The sequence below is a fragment of the Gimesia sp. genome (assembly GCF_048260065.1).
In the GTDB taxonomy this organism is placed as follows: Bacteria; Planctomycetota; Planctomycetia; order Planctomycetales; family Planctomycetaceae; genus Gimesia.
Window position 1 is genome coordinate 77,501 of sequence record NZ_JBLXHC010000004.1, and the last position, 17,940, is coordinate 95,440.

Sequence of the window (17,940 nt, forward strand, 5' to 3'; positions counted from 1 at the left end):
TTAATTTCGATCAGATATCACCTTTAGTGACGCGGAGGATTTCGTCAATGGATGTGACTCCCTCCAGAACTTTCTGCCAACCTGCGTCACGCAGCGTCTGCCAGCCATTTTTGCGAGCGTAGTCACGGATCTGACCGGAACTGGCATGTTCGGTACATAATCTTCGAATGACGGCATCATTGACCAGCAGTTCGAGAATCCCGATTCGCCCGGAGTATCCCATTTCGCGACAGTGTCGACAGCCGACCGGTTCCCAGAGTTCCTTGATATCCTGCACGGGAAAGTCGGGGGGAATCTTATCCGGATGCGGTTCGTAAGGTCGTTTACAATGTTTGCAGAGCACGCGGACCAGACGTTGTGCCAGAACGGCTTCCACCGTGCTGGCGACCAGGTAGGATTCAACCCCCATGTCGATCAGTCGCGTGAAGGCGCCGGGGGAGTCGTTGGTGTGCAGCGTGCTGAATACCAGGTGGCCGGTCAGCGATGCCTGGATCGCGCTGTTGGCAGTCTCGCCGTCCCGGATTTCCCCGATCAGTACGACATCGGGGTCGTGACGTAAAATACTGCGGAGTCCGGCGGCGAAGGTCAGGCCGATTTTCGAATTCACCTGAATCTGGCTGATGCCTTCACTGTGGTATTCAACCGGGTCTTCCACGGTGATAATTTTGGTTTCCGGGTTTTTGATTTCGTTAAGCGCACTGTAGAGAGTCGAAGTTTTACCACTACCTGTCGGGCCGGTAACCAGAATGATGCCGTGTGGTAGTTCGATCATTTCACGAAACGTTTTCAGCATCGTGGGGTTCAGCCCGACATTATCCAGGCGAAAGACCATGCGTTCTTTATCGAGCAGACGCATCACGATGCCTTCGCCGTAGATCATGGGGATGATCGAAACACGGACGTCGATTTCCCGTCCGGTGATGCGGAGCTTGATGCGCCCGTCTTGAGGCAGTCGCTTTTCTGCGATATTCAGATGCGACATGATTTTGAGACGCGTCACGATAGCCGAATAAAAATGATTGATTTCCGGGGGCACTGACTGGACTCGCAGCAAACCGTCAACCCGGTAACGAATGACGAGCCCGGTTTCGTGTGGTTCAATGTGGACGTCACTGGCCTGCTGCTGCAGTGCTTCAATCAGCAGTTCATTGACCAGGCGAATGACGGAAGCGGTCTGCGCCATGTCGGCCAGTTCGCCATGTTCTTCCGAGACTTCCTCGAGCAGTTCGACACCGTCTTCTGCCGCCCGTTGTGATACGAGTTCGTTAATCGTATCGCCGCCGACCCCCAGGTTTTCCTTGATGAGTTCTACAACATCGTCATGGAGTGCCAGCACCGGTTCGAGGTTCAGGCCGCTTAATGAACTGAGTTCGTCGATGGCTTCAAAGTCAAAAGGATCTGCAGAAGCGACCAGGACGCGACCATTGTCACGCTGCAGAGGGAGCAGAGCATTTCGAAAGATGGGAGTCGCAGGGAACTGGGCCAGCAGAGCTTTATCGACCTGGTAGTCTTTGAGCTCAAAGTATTTCATGCCCAGTTCGTCGGCAAAGGCTTTGAGCAGGTCTTCTTCTGAAGCCAGGCCCATCTCCATGACGACACGGTCCAGACGATCTCCGTTCGCCGACTGCTGTGCCATGAGCAGCTGGCGTTCGTCAAGGATGCCACGTCTTTGAAGAATTTCACCGATTTCCATGGAGTTGACTCAATGGGATATTATGAAAAGGTTGGGATGGAAATTATTTTGTTGTATCAGCGACCGCGACCACGACTGGAGCGACTGCTGCCGCCGCGCGAGCTGCCACCATCGCTGCCCGGGAAACGGAAACCACGTGAGCTGCGACCGCTGAAGGGGGAGCTGCCGCGGCTGGAATCGCCTCCCGGTGGACCACCGGATCCCATACGTTCGCGCATCCGCTGTTCGAAGAAGTTTCGGATTTCTTCGCCACGGTCACCCGAGTTGGATGGAGAAGTGGACTGAGAGGGTGAGTCTGGTGTCGGGGTGGTTGTTTTTTTGCGTGCATCACCGGTCGTACTTACAGTGACATTCGGAAGCAGTGAAGTCAGGGCGTTCTGAATCAAAGCTGAGTTTCCATTATTCAACGTGACGACTTGAACTGACTTTCGTGACATCTTCGCGGAATAATCCAGTTCACGTACCAGCGATTCAATTTCCTGGAACAGGGAATCACTGGCGGAGACGAGCAGCTGGTTGGCGTTCTCATCCACGCTGACAGCAAGACGGGCTTCTGCCGGTTGTGCAGTGGAGCCTCCTTGTGAGCCTCCCCCCATCATGGCAGCGAAAGGATTGCCGCCTCTGCGAGAATTGTTCTGCTGTTGCGGGGGCTGCAGATAATCTTTGTAGAGTTCTTTGACGATGTTGCCTACTTCTGTGGCAGAAGCGAATTCCACAGGAATGATTCCCGGAGAACGATCTCGCAGAGATGCAGGCAGCTCTGATGCATCCAGAACTTTCAGCATCTGTTCTACAGATTGAACCTTGTCGGCAGGGCCGGTTACATAAAGTGCATTAGAACGGACTTCCGGAATGATACGCAGTGTCTGCGGTCCCATGCCCAGTGTGGAGAGTCCGGTGGCATCCATCAGGCTGCCGCCAATATTGGAGATCCCACTGAACATGCCGGAACCTGAGTCCATCTCGGAGACTGAACTGCTGGGAAACAGACTTTCCAGCATTTTGGCAGTCGCGGTGGCATCGGCAGAACGCAGGTAAAAGACAGTCCACTGATTTTTCGGAGGAATCGCCTGTGTCAGTGCATCAATCATTTTTTCCAGGCGATTGAGGGCTTCGATATCCGTTGAAGAGATAATCAGATTATCTCCATTTGTGGAGACGGCAACTGGCTTCTTTTTTTCACCCTGAGGTTCGCCGGCAGACGGTTTGTCGGGTTCTGGTTGTTTTTTATTTTCTGGAGCCCGATCGGAATCGTCAGTCTGTTCGACAGCCGGTTCTGACTTCTCATCACTGGCTGTGAAGAAAAATCGCTGTTGTTCTGTCTCGCGAGCTGGTTGCTGCCTTTGAATGGGACGATTCAAGGGAGCACTGGTGTTTTGTGATGGATTACGAAACCCCCGGTTTCGGCTCGGGGCTTCGTCTTCACCTCCGATAACACGTTCACGAATCAGAGTATTTTCCGAAGGAACAACAATACGAATCGGGTTCTCGTCGCCTGAAGAGGCGGACCAGAGTTTATTGATCAGATCTATGATTTCACGAGAATCCCGTCCGCCCAGTGGAATCGTTCGGACAGGACCCTGAGCACGATTTTCATTGGGACGACCTGTTCCGTCTTCCCCCAGTTGCGCCAGGAGTGCTTTGACCTGAATCACCTGATCGGGAGTTCCACGTACCAGAAGGCGACGACCCAGCAGGTCGGCTTCGATGGTGGGGGCATCATCGCCATCACGTAAGAAGAGGGACCGCAGTGTGGTGGTGGCTGAAATGGGATCCATGGAGCTGAGGTTGATCACAGAAACAGACTGGCTGCCTCCTTCGCCGTCGAGCTGTCGAATCATTTCTTCAATTTTTTCGTGCTCTTTGTGGGTGGCCAGAATATGAATTTTATCGTTGCGGGCATCTTCATTGACAACCACGCCCGGCATCATGGCATCCAGAGTTTTGGTGACTTCTCGGGAATCAGCAGAGCTGACGGTATAAACACGCAGGAAGGGTTTGTTCCCCCCGGGGCCCAGCAGGTTCCCTTCATCCACATCAATGGACTTGATGATTTCATCCGCAATTTTAATCTGGTCCGGAGTTGCAGTGACCAGCAGACGATTCGTACGAGGATCAGCGGTCACCTGAGTATTTGATTCTTTAGTGGGTTGCGGCTGTGGCGGGCTGCTGCCTCGATCCCTGCTGCTGCGGGAACGGTAGTCGTAGTAACGTGATGAGGACGAGGTTGCACTGGCACTGACATTCTGTGTGGCAGCAGGCAGACCGAACTGGTTACGGACAATTTTTTCCGCTTCTGTTGCATCGATGAATTTCAATTCAAAAGAGCGAAAGATCAGGTCAGACGGGCCTGCGTTTGCCATGGCCCCTTCCAGCAGTTTTTTGACTCGTGACAGATTGCTGCCGATATCGGTAACGATGATGGAGTTGGCAGTATTCAATGCTACTGACTTGCCCTGTGGGCCCAGGATGGCTTGAACTTCTTTGGCGACCTGATTGACGTCGACCCCTTCCAGCTGGAAGGTCACGCTCATCAGCTCGTTCTTGCCGTGCTCGGTAATTTTTTCGGAATCGACAATTGGTACGAGGTTAGGAGGAATTCCGTTATCGATGTTCAGAACCACCAGAAACTGATCGCGGCGGACAATGACATACCCTTTCTGCAGGAGATAGCCATTGATGATGTCGAGTGCTTCCGTCGGAGTGTAGGTTCCCTGGTCGAAGTAATTGAAGGTTCCCGGAGGAACATCATTCAAATCGAGTGTGTAGCCGGCTGATTCTGCAAACAGCTTCAGCACATCGCCCCAGGGGGCAAACCGGAAGTTGAAGGACATTTTATTGACGGGTCCCGGTTTCTTTGCTGTCTGAGGTTGATCGGGATCGGCAGGTTTACTGGTTGCATCATTCATGACAACAGCATTACCGCCGAACGAAATGCGACGGTCTTCCGGTTTCAAACCTTCCGGTTCCATGGGAATCTGTGGACGTGGTCGTGGAGTCGGGCTGGCATTACTGCTGACAGCGGGGGCACCCGGTTCAGCCGGCTTTGTTTCTGTCACCAGAGCAGGCCCCAGCATCTGCTTCCACTGAGCCTGCTGGTCTTTGGTCAGCACGGCTTCGATTTTCTGATCGAATTCCTGCTGGACTTTATCGCGTTCTTCTGAAGTGGCACGACGGCCCAGTTCACGACGGGCATTTGATCGCTGTTCTTCCAGTTCGGTGATCTGTTTCAGTTGATCTTCAGTCAGCTTGAGCTGTTTTGCTGTGTCTTCATTGGTCAGCTGTCGATAGCCGCCTTCCTGAAGCTGGAGCTGTTTGAGTCGGGCGACCTGTTTTTCGTTCAGCAGACTCATCAGTTTGGCTTCGCCTTCAGTTCGCGTTTTTTCGAAGGAGGCACTCATTTCTTCACGGACTTTGGTACGTTCTTCATCCGTCTGAGCATCCCGCATGCGTGTCATGAAGGGTTCCATGCTTTCGCGAGTGGGGCGCATGGCAGCTGCGGCTTCTTCAAGCTGTTTGATCTGGTCTTCGGTGAGCTGGAGTTCTTTCTGGACTTCCTCACGATTGACCAGCGAACCGATGCCGCCACGAGGACCACCAAAGCCTCCCCGGCTGCCGAATCCTCCTCCGCCGAAGCCGCCCCCAAAACTGCCGCGACCACCAAAGCCGCCCCGGTCTCCGCCAAAGCCTCCGCGATCACCACCAAAACCACGTCTGCTACCCCGATCACCTCGGTCTTCAGATTCCTGTGCCTGTACTGTTCTTGTGAGCATGTCAGAGCAGGGAATCAGACCCATCAGGGCAATCATAAAAAAGAATTGGAATTTGATACTTCTCATCATTTGCATGGCGATTCTGATATCAGGCGGAAAAAATATTTATTATGAAAATGTTCGAGTGATCACTATTTTGAGGTGTGTCACAGCAGGTTACAAGATTGATTTCCACCAACCAGTTATTTTGAACGTGGTTATGGATTCGCTGAATCTACTGATTACGGCCTGAGTTACCTCAAAAACAAAGACAAAAACATTCTGCGAATGGTGTACTATCATGTTATACTTCAACAGTTTACGGCTCGTTTCAAAGATCTTGGGTTTCTTTGAGAATTCATCGATCGGTTCCCTTTCGACCGGTGTTTCTAATGTCAGGTGCCGAAATTCTGCTTGCAAGACTGGGAGACAGATGCGCAAAATCACGGTATCTGTTTATTAAACACGGTAATACCCGTCGAAGACCGCTCTAAATGTTGCGGAGTAAGAAAATGTTCCGTTTTACCACTCTCCTGATTCCTTCTGTACTGTTAGTAGGGTTTTGCGCTGATCTGGCATATGCACAGCCAGGTGGTGATAGTCGATCACGCGGCTTTATCTCGTTTCTGGATCGCAACCGAAACGGGGTGATTGAGGCCTCAGAATTTGCTCAAATGCCTGACCGTTTCAGGGAATCCCTGGAAGCAGCCGGCGTGAATACCTCACGCGACATGAGCCAGCAGGAATTTGAACGAATCATGCCTCAGGTGATGGAGCGGATGCGCAGCTCGTTTAGTCGAGGGGATCGCGGCAGTCGTGGAGGGGATGATCGCAGTCGCTTCGGTTCTTCACGAGGTTTCGGTGGTCCACCGGGGGGATTTGGTGGTCCTCCAGGCGGCTTTTCCCGGCCAGGCGGTGATCGTGACGACGATGACGACCGAAGTGGTGGATTTGACAGGGGAGGTTTTGATCGTGATGCCATGCGCAGCCGCTATGGTTCGTTTGAGTCGGACCGGGGCGCTCCAGGTAGTTCTTCAAGTGATCGTTCCAGTAGCAGTTCCTCAAAGAATGAACCGACCAAACCTCAGCGGACAACAGTGGATCTGAATCAGGAATTCGTGCAGCACGATATGGATCAGGATGGTCAGATTGGTCTCTACGAATGGCGCAAAAATAATCCGACCAAACTCGGTGATTTTTTTGCAATGGATCTGAATGGAGATGGTTTTCTGACGCCAAAAGAAATCAAGCTCGCTAAAGAGGGGAAAACACAACGGAGTGCAGCCTCATTCATGTTTGCTTTGAATACGGGACAGCCTGCTACAAACCCCCTGGCTGCGAGCGGCAATCCATCTGCTCCCGGATCAACTGAGGCACCGAAGCAGTCCACACCTGAGAAGCCATCCCAGCCGGAGTCGGTTCAAGTCTCTGCACCCAGTACCGATCCACTGGTTGCTCAGGCAGGTTATTTCTTTAAACTGGTCGACCGGGATAAAGATGGTTCCGTATCACCCGAAGAATGGAAAAAGAGCCGTTCCATGCGGCGGATGTTTGAACAGGCAAACATCGACCTGACCGTGACCATGTCTCAGGAACAGTTTGTAAAGCATTACGTGGAACTGAAGAAGAAGTAAGAGGCAGAACACGATCGATTGGATGGACCAGAGTTATTTATCATCGATTCCCAGGTTCTTTTCGATCTCTCTTGCCCTCTTATGCTGCTGATCCAGTTTCCGTTCCTGATTTCTATCGAAGCGTTTCGCGATCGAAATTCCGAGCAGTTTCAGGTAACCTTCGTCAAATCGAATTCGGGTACGGACTCCCGTTTCCGTAGGTTGTGTGGTCACCAGAATCAGATCATTTCCTGGCTGGAAGGTGGTATCAAGAATTGCCATGATCCCGCTTTCCTGGATCTCCGCTTCCGAGAACAGGTTGAGCCACGGACGGATATGAAATTCCATTTGTACGGGAGCGGTCCGTTGTTCTTTTCTGGCTTCAGGGGTTGCGGTGTTGATTGTCTCGATGGCTTCATTTAAAGCGGCGACGGCAATTTCAGTTCCCATGGCAAACCAGATGACTTCGTTGTCGGCTCCAATATACAGAGAAGGGACACCTCCCAGAAAACGCTGCTGTTTATCATCGGCAGATTTCGATTCGGGCTGTAACTGATGTAATGCGATGCCCTGAACCGTTTCAGCATTCGTGTAGATGTTTAATTTGTTGTCAGGCAGTTGATCAACGCGATTGATGATATCCAGCAGGGAGGCAGGCAGATTCGAGGAAGGGGCGAGTTTAATCCCCCCGATCAAGGCAAATTTTTTCGTTGGTGTTGAGACCAGCTGGGTAAACACATCGATGTGCCCTTTATCAACCATGGTTTTTACCGGGCTGAAGAACTGTTGAATCGAACTGGTATTCTGCAGGCGTTCCTCTTCGGTCAGGAGTTTACCACTCAGTTGTTTTTCGAAGTAGTTTAAATATTTCTGATAGATAAGACGATCCCGGCGGGCGATGTTCATGGATGCCGACACAGCAAGGGGCAGGTTTTCGCGGGAGGTGATCACACTGAAGTAACTCGCTTTGCCGGGAATATTTTTAACGGCACGCGCCAGATCGCTGTTGGGTCTGGCTTTGATCAGCATGTCCACGATTCCCCGTTTTTCTTCCTTTTCGAGGCGGCCACCAAACACCATCTCCTGGCCTTCTGTCAAAAAGTATTCGATGTTTTCCAGATTCTGTTTTCCGGACATGCGCCGGAGTTCGTAGGCGGCTTTGGATTCGCCATCCCGCTGCTGCAGTTGTGTTTCAATGGCAGTCCGGAAGAATCCCAGGAAAGTCGTGCGCATCAGTTCGGGGATCGCATTCAGATCGATTTTGAAAGCGAGATCGTAGGCAGAAGTCAGATCCTGCAGTTTTTGAGACGGATCTCCAAAGTCGCGAGAGGCAATCATGTCCAGGCTGGTTTCATTCTCAACACCCTGAAAGAGCATGTGCACATAATCTTCCTGGAAGCGGATGACCGATGTCCCTCGTCGACCGTCGAGAATATACAGGTCATCCCGGTCCTGTGACTTTTTAATGGTCTCTTCATCGCCTGGAATCAGGATTTCCAGCGTATCAAGAAATGTACGAACTTTTTTGATCGGCAGATATAAGGTAGGAACTGGCTGAGGCAGTAACCCGGTTTTCAGATACAACTCCACACCCAGATTTTTATTGCGATCGATGCCTTCCAGATCGTTGACGTTTGACAGGGATGCTGACGCGATCTCAGCAATTTCCGGACGTCCCGCCAGTTCGAAAATAAAATCGATATCCGAGAGGATCCGTTCCACGCTGGCGAAGTTAATCACGATCAGTGGTTTGGGGAGGATGGATTCCACCCCGGCAGCCTTCTTCTCCCGCTGTTCCTCTTTCTTTTCCGCCTCGGGTTTTTCAGTCTCAGGCTCCTGTGCATAAAGCGTGCTGCTGCAGATACAGATCAGGACGAGAAAAGTCAAATGACGTCCGAAAAGGAACAGAGTTTTTGTGAACATGCCCTGTGAGTCCGAAGTGCAGGAGGATCGCATACGATGCCTTTTCCGTAGAGTTGAGATTCGTATTGAAACGGAGGCGTTTTCTCACGCTGTTGAAAACGCAGGACCCGACCGGAAAATAGACATCATCAGCCTGTGATTTTGTGTACTTATTTCCCGATCAGGGTGGCTGGGAATCATTTCGAATGAAATACAAACGATTACCAGCCACTCAGTATACCCAATTCGAAAACAAAAAGATTCAGTGTTTCCGGTTTTTGGTCAGACGGGCAAGCATGTAAGCGACAACCTCAAGCGATTGAATCATTTACAGCGATGGAATTGCGGGCAGGTTAAGACCGTCCAGCAGCTTTTTTCGTTCTTCACGGGACTTCTTGTAGTGATGAGGCAGGACCCGTTCGTGATAGGTTTCCAATGGTCGAACCAGGGTACGTTCCAGGACCCGTTTTCGAAGCCGCCAGTCATCTTCGCTGACATTCGTTTGTGCCTGAAGCTTGTCCATGGTTTCGAATGCGACTTCGATTCCGGAAATACTGAGTTCGATGTCATGTAAAGCCTGCTTGGATGTCACAGGTCGTGCTTGAGAGCGGTTGTCCCAGCGATATTTCAAAGCCTGCAGTAAGCCATTCAGGTGATCCCATTGCTGCCCCGGTTCCTGAAACAGACTGGCATCGGAAGCAGCCATTTCCAGTGCCCGTACGACTGAGACAATCGAACGATCGTTGGAAGCGCCATAATTGATGGCATGCAGACGATGTGAAAATTCGAGGATGTCCGGCGCCTCTTCTGATTTCTTGTAGAGTTCCGCGACTTCGTCATGCATGAAGTAGCTGATCATCGGATCGTATGTGGAAGTGAACGTCGTGACGCGACCAATCTGGTCGACGGAGGGATTGGCTTTCTCCATCGCGTCCGATAGTGCTTTGAAATAATACATGCGGCGTTTGTCTTCGTCGTGGATGTAATCTTCTTTGTGCAGATTTTCTGCAGCAACCTGCCTGATGAGGGAACGGGGATTTTCCGTTATCTGATCTTTGGCCGGTTTACGGTACTTCCAGTATTGATCGGGATAGCGGGCCATCAGTTTGTTTTGAGCCGTCACTTCTGAAAGTCGTCTGAGCACGATGGGATCGTTTTTCTCACCATCCATCCAGTTTAACAGACGGCTGCTACGGTACTCTTTAACGGGGTGATCGCTGTGGATTTCCGTAGCAACCATTTTCCGGATTTCTTCCTGTTTCATTCCCCAGCGCATCATTTCGTAAGGGAGAGTGAAAGCGAAGTTTCCGGATGATGTGTTGTTCACACTGGTTTTGACATCGGCGGCCATATCTGCCAGCGCTTCATCTGAGTAAGCAGCCAGGTTCAACAGCACCGACCAGTCCCAGCCGACCTGTGCCAGCGTGCGTCTGACCTGAGGCGCCTGGACGCGCTCGATGAGGTGACCTCTGACAAAACCTTTTTCAGAATTGGTGCCCATAAACAGTGTTTCGCCGTTGGCAATTTCAATCGCCAGAACCTGCTGGAATGCCGTTCGAAAAGTCTGTGCCATCACACGCAGTGGCTGTGCACCAAAATCGATATGCTGAAATCGCTGGCAGAAAATACCATCCTCATTCAGATGTCGCGAAACGTTGCGATAAAATTCCGTAGTGAATTCTGCCTGGGATTGTGTGACCACCGACTGGGTCGGATTGCTGATAATCAGGTCGTAGCGGTTCTCTGCATCCGCACTGGCTGCCATTGCCAGAGCGATGGGGGTCTGAATCAGTTCGACGCGATCTGATTCGAAGGCGGAGATCGCATTCCGTGGTACAATTTCTTCATGATATAATTTGACGAGGCTGCGATCCGGTTCCAGGCAGGTTACATGCTGTACCGGAAAATCGAGACTGGAATTCACGCCTACGCCGGCACCCAGTCCGAGAAACAGGACATCTGCAGGACGTTCATGCAATACTACGGGAATCACAAAGGGCATCAGTTCGCCGGTGGTATGCGGGCATAAGCCGGCATCGACACTGGTGACAGCGAACGGGAGACCGCTTCTACGAATCTGGAGCTGGTTTTCCCGATAAGACCAGATGGTAAATGTACCATACTGACCTTCCACCTGTGACAGGCAGCGCCCTTCATCCAGGTGAGGCAGCAGTTCTGGTTTCAAACCATAACGCAATCCGGTAAAGGTATTCGTCGAGAACAACAGTTTGGCAGAATGACGAACATCATAGTTATTTTGATAAAACAGACCGGCCACAAGCAGAGCCAGGTTGCAGACCGTTCCAGCGGCCCGCCAGCGTGTCATCGGCATACGGTAGTGTATCAGTCGAACCAGAGCCGCCAGGCAAAGCAGGGTCAGGCTGGTGAGCACGATGATTGTTTTGAGTTCAATCCCTGCCGAACCGATGAGCCAGACACAGCCAAGCATACCAGCCAGCAGACAGGATGGCTGCCAGACAGGCAGAGTGATGGAGGTCATTTTTTCTGCTGCGGAGTAACGTACTCTACTGGAGAGTTTGAGCCACCCACCCCAGCAGATTCCCAACAGGCCAAAGACCGTTGCCGTTAAACCACCACGGATGACTGACAGCAGCAGTGCGTATTCGATATAGGCATTGGCATACAGCATCCAGGAAACCAGTAGCGGGAAGAGTGCCAGGCAGCCGACGCCTGTCAGCGCCATGAACAGGGACAGGCTGGAAGTCTTCTGTACGAGTTTGCCTGGTTTTCGCGCCTGAATGAATGCAAAAGCTACTGAAGTTCCCATTAGAAAACCGGCCCAGATGGTGACTTTCAGATAGACTGAATCCGGGTAAAGCTGAAACAGAATCCGACTGACGGCGACCAGCAGGATGCCGGTTGCCAGACTCATCAGATACGAGCCGACCTGGATTGCAACTGGAATGCGGGCAGGGAGGCCGGCTTGCTTTACAGTGTTGAGACCGGTAAGGGATGGTTGATCGGTCTGAAATGAAACAGGTTTGAACCAGTGCGCATATTCAGGAAGATAGCTCCTGCAGAGTGAAGCAATCCAGGGAATGCTGCAGAAAATCAGAGTTGCGCTGAGCGGGATCAGTAAAGCAGCATTCCAGCCGAATGCGGGAACGAGCCAGTAAGCTGACAGTAACAATGAAATACTGGCACCAGTCAGGAATCGGGCCAGATTTGAATGGAGTGTCGAATGCGAATTGTTTGCATCACTGGCTGGCAATGTTGTAAACCAGAACAGACGGGTTGACCAGAACACGGTCGGCAGAATCAGTGCCATCGCGGAGAGCGTCATCAGACCGGTCAGAAAGATGGCGTTCGTCAGCTGTGAGAGTGTAATCCAGTGCAGAACCTGATTGAGCTGAGACAGTAAAAATGGATAGCAGATCGACCAGAATGAAAATATGATGAGCGTAATGCGGATGCGTTTCGCTTCAGATGTTGTGTTGCTCGTAGTGTCTTCACGGTAGAAGGTGGCCTGCTTTGGTAAGCCGAGCCAGATGCCCATCACAGTGGACAGTCCGATTCCCGTCATGACATCGGGGCTGTCGCTGACCAGATTTTGAAAACGCTGGACACAGGAAAGAACATACAGGCCGCTAATCGATCCCAGCAGAAATGTGATTCCCAATCTCTGTTGTACAAAAAAGTGGGAAAAATGGAGTAGATTTTGGGCGAACGAACGTATCATGGCTTCCTTGCCTGTCGTTATTAAGAAATCAGAATTGCATCTCGACTTAAAGTAGCTTACTCTAAGTCATTTCCCAAACGTCCCTTAGCAGCAAAAAATGCCGGTTGATGCGCAGGGCGGGTTAGTCCGTGTTTTATCGAAAATACGTAAATATATGCAATACCAGTCGTTGTATCACCGTTGAGATCGTATTTGTTCGATAGCTAATGTACACTTCACTAGACAAAAATGCGTAGTGGAGTAAAAATAGGTTGTTCTCCTGATCTGCTTCAGCCCTTTGCCATAGAAATATCTCAGAGTGAAAACTGCTTCGAATTTCCATTCCATTGAGAATCCGATCACCAGTCGAGGGTGTCAGATTGCGCCACTTTCACTTCGGATCATGCTGGCAAGTCTGGTAGTATTCATAGCCGGTTCCGGTGCAAGGCTGCAGGCTGAGACAAATTCGACAGCGGTTTATAAAGCGGCAGCGAATTCGATTACTGTTGATGAGCTGAAATCGCATATTGAATTTCTGGCCAGCGATTCACTGGAAGGTCGCGAAGCAGGTTCACAGGGAGGTCAGGCAGCGGGAACCTATATCCGGGCCTTTCTCCAGAAACATGGGATTCAACCGGGAATGGCTGACGAAGGCTACTTCCAGGAATTTGATGGCGGCTTCCGGAATATCATCGCAGTGATTCCCGGAAATGATCCCGAGTTGAAAAAAGAATATATCGTCATCGGTGCGCACTACGATCATGTGGGATACGGTAAACCCTCCAACAGCCGGGGGGGCGTAGGACAGATCCATAATGGTGCCGATGATAATGCGAGTGGAACTGCAGCATTACTGGAAGTAATTGAAGCGCTGTCTCTGCACAAAGAACTTCCCCGTCGTTCGATACTGTTTGTATTCTGGGATGCAGAAGAAATGGGGCTGCTGGGATCACGACACTGGATGAATTATCCCACCGTTCCTCTGGATAAGGTCGCTCTTTATCTGAATCTCGATATGGTGGGGCGATTAAAAGACAAGCCTCTCACTCTGTTTGGCTCCCGTTCTGCTTATGGTCTGAGGTCCAGTACCGTACGATCCAATGAGCGCGAAACGGATCTCAAAATTGATTTTGATTCTGCCATCCGCCCTGACAGTGACCACTGGCCCTTCTATCAGAAAGGGATTCCCTTCCTGATGTTTCACACAGGCAAGCATGCAGACTATCATCGTCCGGAAGACGACGCTTATAAAATTGATTATCAGGGAGCGCGTAAAAGTGCCCAGTTGTTAACACAACTGGCACTCGACTTCGCATTACAGTCGGAAAAGCCCGAATTCCGAAATGCCAATCAGGATATTCTGGCTGGTGTCGATCAGCAGGCTCGCATTGATAACAGCGATCCTCCGCGGCTGGGAGTGGCCTGGAATGCCGATATTTATTCACAGGGAAAACTGATCCTGACGCAGGTGATGGCCAATACCCCGGCGAAAAAAGCCGGTTTGGAAATCGGCGATGAGATTGTAAAAATTGATGGTAAGTCTCCCATTTCAGACCAGGGTTTTGGAGCCTTGATACAGAATTCGTCCAATCAGATTGTTCTGCAGGTCCGTCGCAAGGGGGAGGACGAACTGCTGGAGTTACCGGTAACACTTTCCGGAAAACCGGTGAAACTGGGGATCCAGTGGGAGACCGACGAAGCCGATCCGAAGGTCATTGTCGTTTCCGATATCGTCGAGTCATCGCCCGCTGATCTCGCAGATCTCAAAATCAATGACCGGATATATGAGGTTTCCGGCAAATCCTTCGAGAGCAGTGATGAGTTCCGCAAACTGGTCAGTGCTCAGAAACTTCCCTTCAGCCTGCTGGTGGAGCGGGAAGGTCGATTGAAGAAAATTGACGTTCAATCGATCAGATGAACTTTCCAGTCGATCATTTGCGGCTGCAGACCGGATTTGCCGAGTTCCTCTTTCAATTTGTCTTCAGGGACAACCCGCGCAGAACGCTTTCGGTAAACGCGCACATGAATCCCGTCTTCATCGCCTGATGCCTGTTTCGCGAGGGTGAGAATTTCCTCCAGTTCTGCCGGACGATATTTGTCTTTGGGCTGTGAGGCGGCTTTGACCAGGTAACTGCGATCGACAATCAGGATGTCCAGGACTTTCAGAGGCAGTTCGGCGAGCGATTTTTCCTGTTTCGGTTCGGGCTGGATCAGTACCGGGATGACTTCGGACTCGCTGGAAGCCATAATCGCCCTTGAGTCATCCTCCGCCGGGGCTGCTGACTTCTCAGCCTCTCCCGGGCCGGAGTTAATACCGGGAGTCAGACCAAAATACTGTCCCAGGATGATACCCAGAGCCAGAATTCCTCCTCCCGCATACATCATTTTTTTGGGTCGTTTACCCATAACTGATTCCCGTTACAAAATGTGCCCGACTGTCTCTGCATTGTAGTGGATTCGTTTTGAGATGGAACAGGCCAATTTCGCAATCATTTCCAGGGAACCGGAATGATTACGGAACTGCTCAGTCAAACAGGGATATAACAGGTTCCACTACTTCCCTGAATTCAGCTCTCCCATGAGCTCAAAGAGTACAGCCAGGATTTTGTCTGAAGCATCCAGTTGAACGCGATTGGTTCCCATCCAGGTTTCGTATCCCCCCAGTTTATGCTGGGCCGGTGTGGGCAGATATCCGTAATAGCCGTTTGCAAGCTCAATTGTGAAGGCATCTTTAAAGGGGGATTTGTCCTTGATTTCCAGGCCGATTTCACAGAAGGTTTCAAAGGGAATGGCAGCGACAGTCAAATCACCGATTTTGAGAGCCTGTAATTTCACTGTCACTTCATCCGGACCTTCGAGCAGGCTTTGCACGCGTGCTGCATAGTTTCGTTCATAGCGATGGTGTTGTGGTGCGTCTTCCGGTTGTGCCAGAACTTTTTTGAAGTACGCCTGCATGGCGGCATCTGGTTTGCGAACCTGCAACGTCAGTTCTGCATTGGCAGAGCCCAGGGGAACCCAGGTCTGATATTTGATATTTTTATATGCTTCCGCAACGCGCTTTGCGACGAGGTCTGCGACTTGTGTCATTTTCTCATAAGCCGCCGATCGTTTTCCAGGTTGACTGAAATTGATATTATTGATGTCGCCGCTGGTCCCATTCGAGAGCATACCTACAAAAGAACCTTCTTCCGGGCTGGCACCGATGAGCGTGCCAATTTTTTCTGAAAAGATGCCGAAGTAGTCTGCCGAGATCTCTCCCTTCTTCACACCGCCGACATAATGCAGCGAGTAGTTAGCCAGCAGTGCCAGCGGTCGGCCATCAAGCGACTGTACGCTGATGAATGAAATTTCGGGATCGATGGGACCAGCCGGTTTGACCAGGGCTGCATTGCCACGGGGTGGATTCATACGAACCTGATCGACGCCACCAAACGGGTTCTTGCAGAAGTCCGGATTGGTGGTGTACCAGCGGCGGTTGAAGACTTCGGAGGGTTCATCAACGCCTCCCCAGCCAATCTGGGCCGGTTCCACTTTTTCCAGCGCGCGTCGGACACAATCCGCGATACGGCGGGAAAGGAAGTCGCGGTATTTGGGGCTACTGGCGCGTGTTGCCGAATGAGTGTGCGTTGCCGCCATCAGAACGTTTTCGGGAGGCAGATCCGTTTCCGCTTTGATAAACGCTCGGGCTGCGTCGTAAACGTCTTCGGTGATTCCCAGGTTGTCACAAATCACAAATGCGATTTTTGTTTCGCCATTATCGAGGACCAGGCAGCGGGCGTGCAGTTCATCGTGCACATTTTCCGCGGGGAAGGGAGCGAAGCCACCCACAATTGCTTCGCCCAGAGGCGGCGTGATATTGCTGGTGGCGGCACCTGCTTTGAGCACCTTTTTATGTGGAGTTTCGGCAGCCTGCGAATGCCCCAGCAGCAGCAGAGTACAGCACAGACTCCCTGCCGCCATCAGTGCCTGTCTTCGAGTGATTGATCCTGTCATCGGTGTACTCCTCGTCTGGTTCATCCGGAAAGTCAATTCATAAGGTCTGCGATTATAAAACTGTAGAGTTTGAAATACAACAATGTCTGTTGATGTGTCGCGTCGTGGAGATCGCATAACTCTTTAATAAGTATGCGATTACGCACACGCAAAGTCTACGGTGCAGGGATTACTCAGCCGCTGCCGCATCGGGAATCGGTAAAAAACTGTCAAAATATATTGTCACCAATGTAAATTATATTTGCCATTGCCGGCAATATAATATATTTTGGTGGCAATGTGACATAGGCTTTCTAAGCAGCGTTCTCAGCCGAATCATTCGATCAGGCTCCGCTTTATCAATTCCAGAATCATATTGAGGTCCATCATGCTGAATTCGAAAAGACTACGTCGTGCGTTTACTCTCATAGAATTGCTGGTGGTCATCGCCATCATCGCGATTCTGATCGCGCTGCTCTTACCAGCGGTTCAACAGGCACGGGAAGCGGCCCGTCGTTCTACCTGTAAGAATAATCTGAAGCAGATCGGACTGGCATTGCATAATTATCATGATGCATTCAATGTGTTCCCGCCGAATTCCAATGGCGCTGATCCCAACCTGCCGAACGGCTTCAGCTGGCGGATGAAAGTGCTGCCTTATATCGATCAGGGGCCTTTATTCAATCAGTTCAATTCCAGTTTACGGATTACCGATCCGGCACATCTGAAACTGTGTCAAAATATCATTCCTGTTTTTCTGTGTCCCAGTGATCCGACTCCCGCGGTGAAAAGAGACTTGCACGTTAACTGGTGTTTTCCGGGCAACGCGACGGGAGCCAGTGGTGCGTTGACTTCTACGAATGTGTGTGACATTTCCGGGAGTACCTACGATACGACGGCTGCTGTCACGACATATGGAGAAGTCTGTGGACTGCATCCGGACAGTGGTCCCGGGGGGATGTTCCGTCGTCGTCAGACATTTGTGATGCGATTTCGCGATCTGACAGATGGCGCTTCAAATGTATTAGCCATTGGTGAAATGTCACCCAGCTATAATCCCTTCAGTGCCTGGGTTCCCAGTGACAGTCCCGTACATACTTCAGCGGCAATCAACAGTTCGTCGTTGTTATGCGGGCCCAGCCCCTGTCAGTACCCGACGATCGGCTGGCCGCAGACGACCGCATCGCAAAGCTTTCATACAGGCGGTGCCCATTTCCTGCTGGCGGATGGCAGTGTTCATTTTCTGAGTGAAAACATGGACCTTACTCTTTATCAGCAACTGGGGCATGCCAGCGATGGATTACCCACGGGCGGATTCAACAAGTAACA

9 protein-coding genes are annotated in these 17,940 nt (G+C 51.1%); 3 read left to right on the forward strand and 6 right to left on the reverse strand.

All coding sequences use genetic code 11. The annotated features are described in order from the left end of the window. Positions 1 to 10: 10 nt before the first annotated feature. Together ACN0YN_RS08700 and ACN0YN_RS08705 are read right to left on the reverse strand one after the other, a co-directional pair. Positions 11 to 1,693 carry a GspE/PulE family protein gene (locus tag ACN0YN_RS08700; RefSeq protein WP_417384611.1) on the reverse strand — a complete coding sequence of 561 codons (1,683 nt, stop codon included), beginning with the start codon at positions 1,691 to 1,693 and terminating at the stop codon, positions 11 to 13. A gap of 56 nt (positions 1,694 to 1,749) precedes the next feature. Continuing rightward, positions 1,750 to 5,535: a secretin N-terminal domain-containing protein gene (locus ACN0YN_RS08705; RefSeq protein WP_417384612.1), complete on the reverse strand. Its 3,786-nt coding sequence runs from the start codon at positions 5,533 to 5,535 to the stop codon at positions 1,750 to 1,752. 584 nt (positions 5,536 to 6,119) lie between these two features. On the opposite strand from ACN0YN_RS08705, the gene ACN0YN_RS08710 reads away from it, so the two are divergent. Then, positions 6,120 to 7,079: a hypothetical protein gene (locus ACN0YN_RS08710; protein ID WP_417384613.1), complete on the forward strand. Its 960-nt coding sequence runs from the start codon at positions 6,120 to 6,122 to the stop codon at positions 7,077 to 7,079. A gap of 33 nt (positions 7,080 to 7,112) precedes the next feature. Here ACN0YN_RS08710 and ACN0YN_RS08715 read toward each other — a convergent pair whose 3' ends face one another. Further along, a complete protein-coding gene (locus ACN0YN_RS08715; protein ID WP_417384614.1) occupies positions 7,113 to 9,014 on the reverse strand; it encodes a hypothetical protein in 1,902 nt (633 codons plus the stop codon). 274 nt (positions 9,015 to 9,288) lie between these two features. Next, a complete protein-coding gene (locus ACN0YN_RS08720) occupies positions 9,289 to 12,660 on the reverse strand; it encodes a hypothetical protein (RefSeq protein WP_417384615.1) in 3,372 nt (1,123 codons plus the stop codon). 298 nt (positions 12,661 to 12,958) lie between these two features. Between ACN0YN_RS08720 and ACN0YN_RS08725 the strand changes: the two genes are divergently transcribed. Further along, positions 12,959 to 14,557: a M20/M25/M40 family metallo-hydrolase gene (locus ACN0YN_RS08725; RefSeq protein WP_417384616.1), complete on the forward strand. Its 1,599-nt coding sequence runs from the start codon at positions 12,959 to 12,961 to the stop codon at positions 14,555 to 14,557. Here the strand turns inward: ACN0YN_RS08725 and ACN0YN_RS08730 are convergent. Further along, a complete protein-coding gene (locus ACN0YN_RS08730) occupies positions 14,542 to 15,045 on the reverse strand; it encodes a hypothetical protein (RefSeq protein WP_417384617.1) in 504 nt (167 codons plus the stop codon). The genes ACN0YN_RS08725 and ACN0YN_RS08730 overlap by 16 nt on opposite strands. Before the next feature lie 147 nt (positions 15,046 to 15,192). Next, entirely contained in the window at positions 15,193 to 16,632 is a 1,440-nt protein-coding gene (locus tag ACN0YN_RS08735) for a hypothetical protein (RefSeq protein WP_417384618.1), read from the reverse strand. A 367-nt stretch (positions 16,633 to 16,999) separates the two neighbouring features. Between ACN0YN_RS08735 and ACN0YN_RS08740 the strand changes: the two genes are divergently transcribed. Further along, positions 17,000 to 17,938 carry a DUF1559 domain-containing protein gene (locus ACN0YN_RS08740; RefSeq protein WP_417384619.1) on the forward strand — a complete coding sequence of 313 codons (939 nt, stop codon included), beginning with the start codon at positions 17,000 to 17,002 and terminating at the stop codon, positions 17,936 to 17,938. Positions 17,939 to 17,940: the final 2 nt, after the last annotated feature.

Excerpts from the sequence above, each read along its gene's own strand:
- ACN0YN_RS08715 (WP_417384614.1), bottom strand. The coding sequence starts at position 9,014 with ATGCGATCCTCCTGCACTTCGGACTCACAGGGCATGTTCACAAAAACT.
- ACN0YN_RS08705 (WP_417384612.1), bottom strand. The coding sequence starts at position 5,535 with ATGATGAGAAGTATCAAATTCCAATTCTTTTTTATGATTGCCCTGATG.
- ACN0YN_RS08735 (WP_417384618.1), bottom strand. The coding sequence starts at position 16,632 with ATGACAGGATCAATCACTCGAAGACAGGCACTGATGGCGGCAGGGAGT.
- ACN0YN_RS08720 (WP_417384615.1), bottom strand. The coding sequence starts at position 12,660 with ATGATACGTTCGTTCGCCCAAAATCTACTCCATTTTTCCCACTTTTTT.
- ACN0YN_RS08700 (WP_417384611.1), bottom strand. The coding sequence starts at position 1,693 with ATGGAAATCGGTGAAATTCTTCAAAGACGTGGCATCCTTGACGAACGC.
- ACN0YN_RS08740 (WP_417384619.1), top strand. The coding sequence starts at position 17,000 with ATGCTGAATTCGAAAAGACTACGTCGTGCGTTTACTCTCATAGAATTG.
- ACN0YN_RS08730 (WP_417384617.1), bottom strand. The coding sequence starts at position 15,045 with ATGGGTAAACGACCCAAAAAAATGATGTATGCGGGAGGAGGAATTCTG.
- ACN0YN_RS08710 (WP_417384613.1), top strand. The coding sequence starts at position 6,120 with ATGCCTGACCGTTTCAGGGAATCCCTGGAAGCAGCCGGCGTGAATACC.